Below are 14378 nucleotides of genomic sequence, written 5' to 3' on the forward strand. Positions count from 1 at the left end.
ACAGCAGTCTTTTTTTTGTTAGTTAGTTATTTCTTATTCATTCCATCTGAATCTCCTGTGGCCATCAGAAGAATTGGTATTGCCACTAATAGCTGTATTCACAATAAATTCGGACTTGATCGGATTTTTTTCATACATAGCCGGAATCCAGTCGATAGTAAAAGTGCTTCTTTTTAATTTAATCTGCTCCTCAATTTCTTTTCCGTTGTGGGTATAGATCAGAAAATATTTAGGTTCACCAGTAACTCCTATAACCGATTTAATTTTAATAAGCAACTCTTCGTTAGGTTTAAAGTGTTCTTCCGGGATGATAATATTGTTTGACATTTCTGCTAAGAACAAATTAATAGGACTTAACATGACCGGAATTTGAGTATTCTCAATAACAGTTTTATCCTGTCCGGGAATATTGATTGTAATTTTCTCTAAGAGCGTAGAATCTATAAAGGCCAGCCGATTTTGCTGATAACTGTAAATGCTTTCTGGCTTGCCAGCTTCATTATAAAAGTACCAGTTCCCTGATCTTTTATTGTTAGTATATGCTCCTCTTACAAGGAATTGATCTGACTTGGCATTTTTTATATAATAGGAACCTTCCTTTATATTGTTTTCTTTAACATGATAAATGAGCCTGGCGCCATCATTTATAAGTACCTTTTTTTCTTTAAGATCCGCATTTTGAGCATAGCTGACAACGCTTGAACTTATTATAACAGATGCAACCAGAAAATTTTTAAGATAACATATCTTAAGTTTCATAATAGATGAATTTGTAAAATGAATATTAATTGAGTTTTAAATCTATTAAAAAAAGTCTGTTTACTATTAAGAGTAGTAATAATAATACCTGAAATTCCTACAAGCTTTAGAAATAAGGATTTCTCTTCAGCCCGACAACCATTTTAACATTTTAAATAATTTTTGGAGAAATGGTCTTTGTTTATTTCGGATAATCTGATTACTAAAATTCTGTATTACTTTATATCAAAGATTCTGAATTTATTATGTAATAGAAAGAAAATCAGGCACTTACAAGATTTCTTTTTTTTATTTAAAAATTATTAAGTACCATATAACGAAAAAATATTGCATAATTGCGAATTTTTAAAAATAAATACTGTATTATTTTTGTATCAAAGCTGATTTCCCTAAATTTAATTTATCACATATAAATTATTAAGCTTATGAAAAGATTACTACAAACTTTGATGGTATTCTTGTTGGTATTTATATCGCAGGCTTACGGTCAAGACCGAACAATTTCGGGAACAGTTACAGGAAGGGAAGATGGTTTGCCGCTGCCGGGTGTCAGTGTGGTTGTAACCGGAACCCAGGTTGGAACTCAAACATCGGTTGATGGGAGATACACCTTAAAAGTTCCTGCGGGAAGCAATTCCCTTACATTTACGTATATAGGTTATACTCAGCAAAAAATTACCATAGGAGCTTCAGATATTTTGAATGTTTCTATGGTTACTGATGCCACTCAATTAGGGGAAGTAGTGGTTACAGCGCTGGGTATCGAAAGAACCAGAAACCAGCTCCCCTATGCCGTTCAGCAAGTCTCCGGAGCAGAGGTAAGCAAGACCAGAGCTAACAATTTTATCTCCGGCTTATCCGGTAAAGTTGCGGGTCTGGAACTCCGGCAAAATAATACCATGGGAGGATCTGTAAACGTGGTTTTACGGGGTAATAAATCTTTTACGGGTACTAACCAGGCTCTATTTGTAGTTGATGGTGTACCAATTGATAATACAGTTTCCAATACAAGTAATCAGCAAACCGGTCGGGGCGGTTATGATTATGGAAATCCGGCTGCTGATATTAACCCGGATAATATAGCATCAGTTACCGTTTTAAAAGGAGCTGCTGCTTCCGTTTTATATGGTTCCCGAGCAGTTAATGGTGTTGTATTAATCACAACAAAAAAGGGCACCAAAGGATTAGGTATAACTGTTAATTCTGGAGTTACATTGGGATCGATTGACAAAACTACTTTCCTGAAATACCAAAAGTCATACGGTGCCGGATATGGAAGTTATTATGAATCCAGTGATGGTTATTTTTTATCACGGGATATAAACGATGATGGCGTTTTAGATTTGGTTACTCCCTTAAGCGAAGACGCTTCTTATGGCGGTGCATTTGATCCCAATAAGCTGGTTTATCAGTGGGATTCTTTTGATCCCAATTCTCCAAACTTTGGTAAGGCCACACCCTACGTTGCGGCTGCAAATGATCCCGTTTCATTTTTCGAAAGTCCTACATCATTTAATAACAGTATTTTTATTGATGGAGGCGGAGAAAATGGATACTTTAAATTAGGGTACACCCGCTCTAATGATGAGGGAATATTAGCCAATAGTAAAATTGATAAAGATATTGCCAATCTAAGTGCTACCTACAACATTACCAGTAAACTAACAGCCGGTGCGGCTATAGATTTTACCCGAACCAGGGGATTGGGACGTTACGGAACAGGGTATGATGATAAAAACCTGGCAACTAATTTCAGGCAATGGTGGCAAACAAACGTTGATTTAAAGGCTCAGGAAGAAGCCTACATGCGGAACAGGCAAAATATTACCTGGAATTTCGCTGATCCAAGCGACCTGGTGCCAATCTATTGGGATAATCCCTATTTCACACGCTATGAAAACTTTCAAAATGATGAACGTAACCGCTATTTCGGAAACGTGAATTTAAATTATAAAGTAACTAACTGGCTGAATGTTTTAGGAAGAATTTCATTGGATTCGTACTCAGAGCAACAGGAAGAAAGGCAGGCGGTAGGAAGTGTGACAACATCTAATTACTCTCGCTACAACCGGAATTTTAAGGAATTTAACTACGATTTCCTTGCTAATTTTAACAAGGATATAACCTCTGATATTGGCTTTACAGGTTTAATAGGTACTAATATTAGAAAGAGTACTTTCGAAGATATAGATGCAACCACAGAAGGTGGTTTGGTGGTACCAAGGATTTACTCTTTGTCGAATTCTTTAAATCCAATTCCAGCGCCTGTAGAACGACTTTTAGAAAGACAGGTGAACGGTATTTTTGCCGGGGCTACATTTAATTACAAGGAATTCATAACATTAGATTTAACCGGCCGTAGAGATCAGTCATCGGCATTACCGGAGGGTAATAACGTTTACTACTATCCTGCAATTTCCGGAAGTTTCCTGTTTTCAAAACTGATGTCTAAATCTGATTGGTTATCAAATGGTAAAGTGAGATTAAATTATGCAGAAGTTGGTAATGATGCCCCTCCTCAAAGTTTAGTAGATGTTTATTTCAAGCCATCTCCTTTTGGTTCAGCAACATTATTTTCTGTTCCGGGCATAAAAAACAATCCTGATTTAAAACCGGAAAGGACAAAAAGTATAGAAGCAGGTTTAGAAATGTCATTTCTGAATGATCGCTTTGGATTTGATGCCACACTTTATAAAGCTAATACGGTTGATCAGATTCTTCCCGTCTCTGTTTCTAATGCAACAGGCTATAACTCCAAATATGTTAATTCGGGTGACGTAGAGAATAGAGGAATTGAATTAAGCCTATTCGGTACTCCCATTAAGACAGATAACTTTACCTGGAATATGAATGTCAACTGGACTAAAAATCAGAGTAAAGTTCTGGAGCTTTATGAGGGAACGGATAATCTGGTTTTAGGTACTTTCCAGGGTGGTGTAAGTATTAATGCTACAGTTGGTCAGCCTTTTGGAACTATCAGAGGATCTAATTTTACATATGTAAATGGTCAGAGGGTGGTTGGTCCTACAGGATACTATGAAACTTCATCTACTTCTAATCAAGTTATAGGTAATGCGAATCCTAACTGGATCGCTGGAATAAATAATAATCTGAAGTTTAAAGACATTTCTTTAGGCTTTCTTATTGATATTCGAAATGGTGGGGACGTATTTTCTTTAGACAGATATTACGGACTTGCAACCGGAATGTCTGTAGAAACCGCTGGTCTAAATGATTTGGGAAATCCTTCCAGAAACTCATTAGCTGATGGTGGAGGTATCATTCTGCCCGGTGTATTGGCTGATGGAACTCCCAATACAACTCGTGTGAGTAATTCTAATTATGGGTTATACGGATATGCACGTAATCCTGCAGCAGGTTTTGTATATGATGCCGGCTACGTAAAATTGAGAGAAGTCATTCTTACGTATTCTTTACCTGGTAAATACCTTGCTAACCTTGGTCCTGTAAAAGGTGTAGATTTCTCGGTAATTGGTAAAAACCTTTGGATTATCGATAAAAATTTACCCGACGCAGATCCTGAAGATAATATTTCTGCAGGTAATATACAGGGGTATCAGGGAGGAAGCTATCCGGCTATGCGGAATGTAGGCTTCAATGTTAAACTTAGATTTTAATTCGAATTGTATGAAAAAGATATTAATCATATTCATAGCGGTATTTACCCTGTCTTCTTGTGAAAAAGATCTGACGAGTTTAAATACCGATAAAAAGAATCCTACAGTTGTGGCTGCCGAACCTTTATTTGCCAGTGCGCAACGAAATCTTGCAGATATACTAGCAACACCAAACGTTAACTCAGGTATTTTTAGATTATTGGCCCAGCAGTGGACAGAAACGACTTATTTTGACGAGAGTCGTTATGATCTGAACACCCGTAATATTCCGCAAAATTTTTATGCTGGAGTTTACCGGGATGTTTTGAGAGATTTGAAGGAAGCAAAAACTCTGATACCTAATAACATTAATACCTCAGCTGATGAAAAAGCCAACCAACTGGCCATCGCTGACATTATGCAGGTATATGCATATTCATTACTGGTAAATACTTTTGGAGATATCCCCTATACTGAAGCACTGGATTTCAGTAATTCATTCCCCAAATTTGATGACGCACGAACTATTCATCTGGACTTGCTAACCCGGTTAGATGCGGATATCGCAGCATTAAAATTAAACGCCGGAAGCTATGGAGGATCTGATAATATCTATCAGGGCGATCCCGCCAAGTGGAGAATTTTTGCTTATACGCTAAAATTGAAATTGGGAATGATGCTGGCAGATGCGGATCCAGCGGGACTGGCGGCGGCTAAAGCTGCAGCAGAATCTTCAGCTCCCAACGTTTTTACATCAAATGCCAACAATGCGGTATTTAAGTACTATAGTGCCAGTCCTAACACCAATCCGGTTTGGGTAAATTTAGTGCAAAGTGGACGAAAGGATTTTGTTGCAGCCAATACGATAGTAGATAAAATGAATGCTTTAGCTGACCCAAGAATCTCAATTTATTTTACTACTACCGATGCTGGTAACTATGTCGGTGGTATTTATGGAACAAGTAATAACTACGCGGCATACTCTAAACCAGGCGATTTATTAATTGACCCGGCAAGGGAATATTTATTTCTGGATTATGCTGAAACTGAATTCTTATTAGCCGAAGCAGTTGAAAGAGGCTTTGCTGTTGGAGGAACTGCCGCTGATCATTATAATAAAGCAGTTACTGCTTCTATTGAATATTGGGGAGGAACTACCGCTCAGGCTACCGCTTATCTAGCCAATCCGGCTGTGAATTACGCAACTGCCACCGGAACTTACCGGCAAAAAATTGGAGAGCAAAAATGGATTGCTTTATATGACCGTGGCTTTGACGCCTGGACAGAATGGAGACGACTGGATTATCCTATTTTTAATGTCCCTCCGGGAGCTCCCGTATTAACGTATGCCGATATTCCAGTGCGGTTTACCTATCCTGTAAATGAGCAAAATTTAAATAAAACCAATTATGAAGCTGCATCATCTGCAATTGGAGGTGATAAGGTGCAGACAAAGCTATTCTGGGATAAATTTTAATATAATCTGGTTATTGACAGGGGTTGTCCAATTGCGGATAACCCTTTTTTATTGCAGGCTGTACCTATAGATAGAATTCTTACCGAAATACCACATGACCGGCAGGATATTCAGTATTTTCATTTCTATAACTTGTTCTTTACTGTTGAGTTTGCATCATTCGGGCAAAGGTCAAATGGTATCCAACGAAGGAACTGAGTTTTGGGCAATTTTTCCGAGTCATGTTCCGGTCGATCCTAATTCTCTGGCAAATTATTCCATATTTATTACGGGTAAAAAAGCTTCATCCGGTATAGTTACAGCGGGATCTTTTTCAAAAACCTTCAATGTTATACCAAACCTAGTTATAGAAATAAATATTCCCCGTAATGTGAGCTATATAAATGGCAGCGAATCAGGTCAGGTTCTTTCACAAAGAGCTATACGGGTTAAAGTAAATGAGGGCGATCCTAAAATCGTAGTTTATGGCCATATCTTTGCCGGTAAAAGATCGGCAGCCTCCTTAATATTGCCCAAGGAAGCGCTTGGACAGAAATATTTCAGCATCAATTATAATACCCGGTTAAAAGAGAACGTCTCAGATCAAATATTAAGTTTTATAGCCATTGCAGCCATAGAGCCGAACACTAAAGTATATTTAAAAAAAGGAAATATTGATCTGGTACCCAGGGGCATACTTTTGCCAAATGCCGGAGACTGTTATCAGTATACCTCAGTAGATGATTTAACTGGTGTTTATGCCGAGATTGATACTCTGACCTCAGCCTGTAAAAAGTTCGCCTTTTTTTCCGGGAACACAGGAGCCAGCATTGTAACAGAATCCTGCGAAGCAGAATTTCCTACAGTTGATCCTTTGTATCAGCAAAATTATCCTATAGAAAATTGGGGCAATGTATATGGTTACATTCCTTTTAGCATGCGAACTCCCAACTCGACAGTTTCTGTAAGAACAAAAGGTAACTTTGTTAGGATATTGGCGAAGGATAATGGAACTCAGGTTCAGATTAATGGTAGCACCGTTGCGGTATTAAATTCAGGAGAGTATTATACAACAACAGAGCCATTATTGCAGGCCGCAATTATATCTTCAAATAAGCCGGTGTGTGTAGCGCAATATGCCCTTTCCCAGGATTGCAGCGGTGGCGGAAATATTAAGGAGGGAATACTTTCTTTAAGTGATCCGGATATGGTTATTTTAAATCCCATAGAATATAATATCAGAGACATTACTATTTATTCTTCCAGTCGGGAAAATATTTCCGAGCAATTTGTTAATATCCTGATTAAAACATCTGCCACGTCAGGATTTAAAGTTAATGGTTTTAAGCCTGATGCCGGTTTTCAGCAAATCAGAGAAAATCCCGAATACTCATACCTGCAGTTAAATCTGAATCTTTATTCTTCAAGCAGCTTAAACCTTACTGCCGATGAAGGATTTAACGCCATTGCATACGGTTTTGGAGACCGCGAATCTTATGCATATTCTGCAGGCACAAATTTAGCGACTACAGATTATCTCGATATAGTAAAAACGGGAACGCCCAAGATTCTGAAAAATATTTGTGCTTTACAAGCTGTAGATTTTAAACTTACACTGCCATTTAAGGCTTCAAAACTTACATGGTATTTGGATCAGGCGGATGTCCGCATACAAGAAACTTCACCAATACAGCAAATTTTAAGCAATGGACAAATTGCTTACGAATATATTTTCCGAACAAATAAAATATACGAAAAGCAGGGTTCTTTTTCTATAACCGTAATTGCAGAATTAGTATCTTCTGGAGGTTGTCCTTCAGGTGAACAGGAATTTAAATATACGGTAAATGTTATAGACCCGCCTACGACTTCTTTTTCTTCACTCACTGAAAGTTGTATAAATTCTGAAATGATTTTTGCGGCAGATTCAGCAGATAGTATAACAACCTGGCTATGGGATTTTGGAGACGGAACGACTTCGACCCAAAGAAATGCTGTACATTCTTTCAAATCCTCGGGCACTTATCAGGTAAGTTTAATCGCTGAAGCTGCTTCCGGATGCAGTTCAGTAGCTTTTCAGAAAAGTGTATTGATCTCAAAGCCTCCTCTTGCTAATTTTCTTATCTCAGGTTCGCGGTGCCAGGAGAGTGCCATCATTTTCACCGACCAATCTTCCGCTCCCGAATCAATTATTTCAAAATGGTTTTGGGATTTTGGGGATGGAACCCGTCAGGAAGCTGACAATAATAATCCGGTGACTCATGTTTATAAGGCAAGCGGAAATTACACGGTTCAATTGAAGGTTGTGAATGATCTGGGTTGTGAAAGTATTGAATTCAATAGAGAAATAGTGGTTTCTGCTATTCCGAAAGCTGATTTTAGTCTTCCTAATGTTTGTCTGAAAGATGCTTCCGCAGTTTTTAATGACAAATCTATTATTCCTGACAACTCTGCAAATCAGTTTACATATCAGTGGGATTTTGGAGATCGCAATTCTTCAGCAACAAATCCCGATACCTCATCTTTAAAAAATCCTTCACATCAGTTTAGCCAGGCAGGGAAATACCTTATAACTTTAACTGTAACCTCCGGAGCAGGTTGCAGCTCAGTAAAAACAGATACACTTCAGGTTAACGGCACTAATCCAAAAGCTGACTTTTTAGTAGTAAATCCAAACTTTCTTTGCAGTCGTAATGAAGTTGTACTAGAGAATGCTTCCCTTGTTGATATTGGAAAAATTACCCGGTTAGAGTGGTATTATGATTTTCAAAATAATCCCGACTTAAAGTATGTAGATGAAGAGCCCAAACCTGGCAAAAAGTATGCACACAAATATCCGGATGTTTTCGGAACGGGAAGCAAGAATTACTTGATCAAACTCATAGCATATTCAGGATCTGAATGTTTTGCAGAAGTTCAAAGAATTGTACAGGTATTAACAGTACCTGAATTAGTTTTTAGTGAGGTGCCAAATAGTTGCGAAAATGATCCGCCTTTTAAAATAACGCAGGCCCGGGAAATTGGCAATATTGCCGGAGCGGGTTATTTTTCAGGACCTGGAATAACTCCGGATGGTATATTTAATCCTTTTGTTGCAGGTTCAGGTGTGCACTCTATTCAGTATATATTTGAACCTCTAAACGGATGTTCTGATACTATTTTCAGGCTAATAACTGTTTTTTCCAAACCTGATGTTGATGCCGGCAATGATACTACTATTTTAGAGGGCGGCCAGATAAGGCTTAACATACAAGTTACAGGAGATTCTTTGACTTATAAATGGAGCCCGTCTATAGGTCTTGATAATGATACGTCGAAAAATCCCGTGGCTTCGCCATCTTCCAATACTATATATACTGTGGTGGTTTCCGGAGCTACAGGTTGTGTAGCATCTGATAAAATACTGATCAGGGTGCTAAGTTCAGCACCAATACCCAATACGTTCACTCCTAATGGCGATGGTGTTAATGATCTGTGGAATATTAAATATATCAATAGTTATCCTGATGCTTTAATGAAAATTTATAACCGCTATGGTGCGGAGGTTTATTTTACTAAGGACTTTTCTAGCGGATGGGATGGACAGTCAAACGGGAAATCATTACCCACCGGAACATATTATTATATCATCAGTCCAAATAACGGAAGAAAGCCTATTTCCGGATCAGTTACTATTATTCGCTAGGATTCACTATTGATCTTTTAAAAAAAAAATTTAAAAATTCTTAATCCGATGGTAAAGAGCTTTATTTCACAAAAATAATCTCTACCCTTAAGTTCTTCATTCCTTCTTCAGGATCTTTGGTAACGATCAAAGGCTCTCTTCCGCCCAATCCGGAGCATGAAATACGCCTGGATGAAATTGCGTGGCCCAGCAGGTATTTTTTTACGGCAACGGCCCGGTCAAATGAAAGTTTTTGAAGGTATCTGGCAGAAGCAAACACATTGAGATTTGTATGTCCAATGATTTTGATATTCCATTTCGGATTTGTACTCAGAAATTTCGTTAATCTTTCCAGTTCAGGCGTGGAAGAAGTTAATATTTCATCCTTATTCGGCAAGAAATGAATATTGAATAAAACCAGTTTTTTATCAGAAGCCAGCGTATCTAACTCAAAATTTAAAACTGTGTTTTGTTTAATAAAAACCTCCTGCGATGCAAACAAATATCGGGGATGATATGCAGTTGCATTCAGAGGCCTGTTTGACGGAACCTGTAACCTGTATTTTCCTGTAATGGAATCTGAATATACTTTTGCTATCAGCGCACCTGTAGAATCGTCCTCAACTATAACTTCGGCGGGGAGGTTTTTTAAAGAATACTTGTCCTTTACAGCTCCCTCAAGAGAGACCATTTTATCAGAAAAATACTGTTTTAAATCAATTTTCAGATCAAAACCCTTCCCGCCATAAATATTATCAACTATCAGGTACAGGCGTTCTCCGGCATTTACCTGTAATGGGGAAGAGTAATTTTGACCTGGGCCGGGTTTAACATATGCTGCTGCAGAATTTTTGTTAAGACCGGTTTTACTCTGGCTGGATTTATTGTTACGGGCATTGTTGCTGCGTACCGGATGGGCACGATCTGATTGGATTAATTTCTCAAGATCCGCGGATGCTTTAAAAATCATCCAGTCATAATCATTATTTAAATCATGAGGGGTTATATCAAATGTTAAAATCCCTTTAAAAGGGATATCAATCAAAAACCAGCCTGAATTTCTTTCTTCCCTGAATACTATAGAGGACCGTGATGGATTAAGCCGGAACTCCTTATGATCTCCGTATCCTTTAAGTTCCTGTTTAAAAGAATAAGATTTATTTACATCTACCTTAAGTGCAGTTTTTAAATCAGCTCCGGGTGATTTGATTGGCTGGGAGTAAACGGTGCCTGCAATCAACATTAAAAATAATATGATAATGCAGGCCCGCATCTTACTTTTTATCTACACTATATTTTCCGGGCCCGATAAAGGTCAGGCCAAGGAATACAATACCGGTTTCAATAGCATGTGAAGCGGCCATTAATCCATCCCCGTTTTTTAAATGCATAAGCGCTGCAATAGCCATTGTGAAAGTCAGCAACAAGGTGACCGGACGAAAAGCCAGGCCAAGAATTAATAGAAAGCCTCCAAAAGTTTCAGTAGCAGCAGCCATAAATCCCCATACTTCGGGTAAAAAAGTTATTCCGATATGTTTCATTGATGTACCTACTGCCATCCACTTATCCGGCCCGCCCAATAACTTTGGATATCCGTGAAATATAAACATGATGCCTAAGCCAACCCGGATTATCAGCAATCCGGTATTTTTGTACTTTGATAAACTTGATAAAATAGCCATTAATCTAAATATGTAATGTGTACCTCTTGCTGATTTGCTTTTAAATTTAAGGTTTTTCCCAGTATTAATGCCTGGTTATCGTCTATATGCCCTGCAGGAAAATTAAAACAAACCGGGAAATTATAGTTCTGTACATGTTCCCGAATTATTTCTTCCGCCGTTTGTCCATATGGGATGTCATTGTCCTTTAACTCGGTGAAGCCGCCAACTATTAAACCTTTAAGTTTAGCAAGTTTACCTGCCCGCTTCAGGTTCCACATCATGCGGTCTATGGAGTATAAATACTCACCAACATCTTCCAGGAACAGAATTTTTCCTTCATAATTCATATCAGATACCGAACCGGCCATCATAACCAGGAGCATTAAATTTCCTCCAATCAAAACCCCTTCTGCTTCGCCGCAGATATTTTGCGTACAAGCTGGAAAGTTATACTCCAAAGGCTCATTAAATAAGGCTTTTCTTAAACTTTCCAGGGAAGTTTTGGTCCCGTCAGGAATGGTTAATGGCATCTGGCCGTGTATACTTAAAGTCTGATAAAGAGCATAAATGTGGCTGTGCAGCACCGTAATGTCACTAAATCCAATGATCCATTTTGGATTTTCTGCGAAACCGGTAAAATCGATCTCATCAATAATTCGGATCGTTCCGTATCCGCCGCGAGCGGCAAAAATAGCTTTTACAGAATCGTCATCTAAAAATCTCTGGAAATCTTTTGCCCTTAGCTTATCATTTCCGGCAAACTGGTGATATGACGCTTCAACTGTTTCGCCTAATAATACGTTTAAACCCCATGATTCCAGTAGCTTAACAGCATCAGTGATTTCATGCGGAAGCTTTTTAGCCGGACAAGTAATAGCAACAGTGTCGCCTGGTTTTAAATATGGAGGAATTTTACTTGATTGAGTTTTTGGATTGATCAATTTTATAACTTTTGGATGGTGTATGTTTATTTGGCTAATATGGCAATGTTCTGCGGCATTCTATTGTTGATCTTTCAGATTAGCTGGTTAGCAAATTAGCTAATTAGGTTTATCTTTGCCAAATTATAAAAACAAGCAATTCAGATTTTGATAGAAGATAAATATAAACGGTACACAGTTACTGCAGCACTTCCTTATACCAACGGACCGGTACACATTGGTCATTTGGCCGGCGTTTATGTGCCTGCTGATATATATGTCCGCTATTTGCGTGCTAAAGGTAAGGATGTTATTTTTATCTGCGGATCTGATGAACACGGTGTTCCCATTACTCTTAAAGCTAAAAAAGAAGGCATCACTCCGCAGCAGGTAGTTGATAAATATCATCACCTGATTGGGGATTCCTTCCGCGATTTTGGTGTTTCGTTCAATATTTATCATCGCACTACTTCCAAAACCCATCATGAAACAGCTTCCGATTTTTTCAAAACGCTTTATGACAAGGGAGTTTTTACCGAAGAAGTAACCGAGCAGTATTTTGATGAAAAAGCAAATCAGTTTCTGGCCGACCGCTATATCACGGGCACATGCCCCAATTGCGGAAACGAAAATGCCTATGGCGATCAGTGCGAGAAATGCGGAACTTCTTTAAGTCCTACAGAGCTGATTAATCCCAAATCAACATTATCCGGAGACAAACCTGTTTTGCGAAAAACGAAGAACTGGTTTTTACCGCTGGATAAAATGCAGCCTCAGATTGAAGGATATATTGATTCTCATAAAGACTGGCGTCCTACAGTTTTCGGCCAGTGCAAATCATGGCTCAATGGCGGTTTACATCCCCGTGCCATGACCCGCGATTTAGACTGGGGTGTGCAGGTTCCGGTTGAAGGTGCAGACGGCAAGGTTTTATATGTTTGGTTTGACGCTCCTATAGGATATATTTCAGCTACAAAAGATCTTTGCGATCCGGCATTAAGCGAGGACAAAAAAAGAGATTATTATTTTAATGAAGATCTTAAACCAGTGGCCGCCTGGGAAGATTACTGGCAGTCGGAAGAAAGCAAACTGGTGCATTTTATAGGAAAAGATAACATCGTTTTCCATTGTATTATTTTTCCGGCCATGCTCATGGCTCACGGGAAATTTAAGCCTGCAGATGAAGTTCCGGCAAATGAATTTCTAAATCTGGAAGGAGATAAAATTTCGACCTCACGTAACTGGGCAGTTTGGCTCCATGAATACCTGGCCGATTTTCCGGGAAAACAGGATGTTTTGCGTTATGCTTTAACAGCCACAGCACCCGAAACCAAGGATAATGACTTTACCTGGAAAGATTTTCAGGCTCGTAATAATAATGAGCTGGTAGCTATATTCGGAAATTTTGTCAACAGGGTGCTCGTGCTTTCCCATAAATATTTTGATGGCCAGGCGGCAATGGGTACTGCTTTCACCTCAGAAGATCAGCAGGTTTTAAATGACCTGAAAGTGTATTCAGATAAAATCAGCTCGTCATTAGAAAATTATCGCTTTCGCGAAGCATTATCAGAATTCATGAATGTGGCCCGCTCCGGCAATAAATATCTTGCGGATGCAGAGCCATGGAAATTATATAACACGGATCCAGAGCGTGTTAAAACCATTTTAAACGTGGGATTGCAGATTGCAGCTAACCTGGCGGTACTGGCTCAGCCTTTCTTGCCTTTTTCTGCTCAGAAATTATCCCGCATGCTGAACATTCCGCAACTTAACTGGGATCAGGCCGGAAGGACGGATATTCTGGAAACTGGTCACCAGCTTAATGAAGCAGAGTTATTATTTGAGAAAATTGAAGACCAGGCGATTGAAGAGCAGATCCAGAAATTATTAAACACTAAAAACATGAATGAGCAGCAGGAAACAGTTTTACCGGAAGCAAAAGCAAATATAAATTTTGATCAGTTTTCTGCCATGGATATTAGGGTTGGAACTATTCTTTCAGCCGAAAAAGTAGCTAAAACTAAAAAATTACTAAAACTAACTATCGATACCGGACTGGATCAGCGTACTGTAGTTTCTGGGATTGCTGAACATTTTGATCCTGAAAATATTATTGGCAAGCAGGTTTCAATTCTGGTAAATCTTGAGCCAAGAGAGATCAAGGGAATTTTATCACAAGGAATGATCCTGATGGCTGAAAATACCGATGGAAAACTTAGTTTTGTAATTCCGGGAGAAAACCTTGCAAATGGTTCTGTCATCCGGTAATATTACAATGGTCCCGTAGTTCAACGGATA

Annotated in this window: 8 protein-coding genes; 4 read left to right on the forward strand and 4 right to left on the reverse strand. The window is 38.7% G+C overall.

All coding sequences use genetic code 11. The annotated features are described in order from the left end of the window. Window positions 1–33: 33 nt before the first annotated feature. The gene (locus G521_RS0104625; protein ID WP_026897491.1) at window positions 34–759 is read right to left on the reverse strand and encodes a hypothetical protein; all 726 of its coding nucleotides are present in this window, start codon (window positions 757–759) and stop codon (window positions 34–36) included. A 425-nt stretch (window positions 760–1184) separates the two neighbouring features. Here G521_RS0104625 and G521_RS0104630 point away from each other — a divergent pair, with 425 nt between their 5' ends. The 3 genes from G521_RS0104630 (at window position 1185) to G521_RS0104640 (ending at window position 9517) form a co-directional block, all read left to right on the forward strand. Further along, entirely contained in the window at window positions 1185–4397 is a 3213-nt protein-coding gene (locus G521_RS0104630) for a SusC/RagA family TonB-linked outer membrane protein (protein WP_026897492.1), read from the forward strand. Between the two features lie 10 nt (window positions 4398–4407). Continuing rightward, entirely contained in the window at window positions 4408–5853 is a 1446-nt protein-coding gene (locus G521_RS0104635; RefSeq protein ID WP_026897493.1) for a SusD/RagB family nutrient-binding outer membrane lipoprotein, read from the forward strand. A gap of 94 nt (window positions 5854–5947) precedes the next feature. Then, on the forward strand, window positions 5948–9517 hold the full coding sequence (locus G521_RS0104640) for a PKD domain-containing protein (RefSeq protein ID WP_081675017.1): 3570 nt from the start codon (window positions 5948–5950) through the stop codon (window positions 9515–9517). Between the two features lie 61 nt (window positions 9518–9578). Here the strand turns inward: G521_RS0104640 and G521_RS0104645 are convergent, their stop codons facing one another. The 3 genes from G521_RS0104645 to G521_RS0104655 are packed head-to-tail and all read right to left on the reverse strand — an operon-like array spanning window position 9579 to window position 12101. After that, entirely contained in the window at window positions 9579–10739 is a 1161-nt protein-coding gene (locus G521_RS0104645) for an OmpA family protein (protein ID WP_026897495.1), read from the reverse strand. A gap of 31 nt (window positions 10740–10770) precedes the next feature. After that, window positions 10771–11178 (reverse strand): DoxX family protein, encoded by a 408-nt coding sequence (locus tag G521_RS0104650; protein ID WP_026897496.1) that lies wholly within the window; start codon window positions 11176–11178, stop codon window positions 10771–10773. Further along, the gene (locus G521_RS0104655) at window positions 11178–12101 is read right to left on the reverse strand and encodes a S66 peptidase family protein (RefSeq protein WP_245580828.1); all 924 of its coding nucleotides are present in this window, start codon (window positions 12099–12101) and stop codon (window positions 11178–11180) included. Before G521_RS0104655 ends, G521_RS0104650 begins: the two co-directional genes overlap by 1 nt. A gap of 144 nt (window positions 12102–12245) precedes the next feature. Between G521_RS0104655 and metG the strand changes: the two genes are divergently transcribed. Then, the gene (metG, locus tag G521_RS0104660) at window positions 12246–14348 is read left to right on the forward strand and encodes a methionine--tRNA ligase (protein WP_262496276.1); all 2103 of its coding nucleotides are present in this window, start codon (window positions 12246–12248) and stop codon (window positions 14346–14348) included. The last annotated feature ends 30 nt before the right edge of the window (window positions 14349–14378 follow it).

It is taken from the genome of Daejeonella oryzae DSM 19973, assembly GCF_000422945.1.
GTDB lineage: Bacteria > Bacteroidota > Bacteroidia > Sphingobacteriales > Sphingobacteriaceae > Daejeonella > Daejeonella oryzae.

What these genes read in the sequence shown, in the direction of transcription:
- G521_RS0104640 (WP_081675017.1), top strand. Translation starts at nt 5,948, where the DNA reads ATGACCGGCAGGATATTCAGTATTTTCATTTCTATAACTTGTTCTTTA.
- G521_RS0104645 (WP_026897495.1), bottom strand. Translation starts at nt 10,739, where the DNA reads ATGTTGATTGCAGGCACCGTTTACTCCCAGCCAATCAAATCACCCGGA.
- G521_RS0104635 (WP_026897493.1), top strand. Translation starts at nt 4,408, where the DNA reads ATGAAAAAGATATTAATCATATTCATAGCGGTATTTACCCTGTCTTCT.
- G521_RS0104625 (WP_026897491.1), bottom strand. Translation starts at nt 759, where the DNA reads ATGAAACTTAAGATATGTTATCTTAAAAATTTTCTGGTTGCATCTGTT.
- G521_RS0104650 (WP_026897496.1), bottom strand. Translation starts at nt 11,178, where the DNA reads ATGGCTATTTTATCAAGTTTATCAAAGTACAAAAATACCGGATTGCTG.
- G521_RS0104630 (WP_026897492.1), top strand. Translation starts at nt 1,185, where the DNA reads ATGAAAAGATTACTACAAACTTTGATGGTATTCTTGTTGGTATTTATA.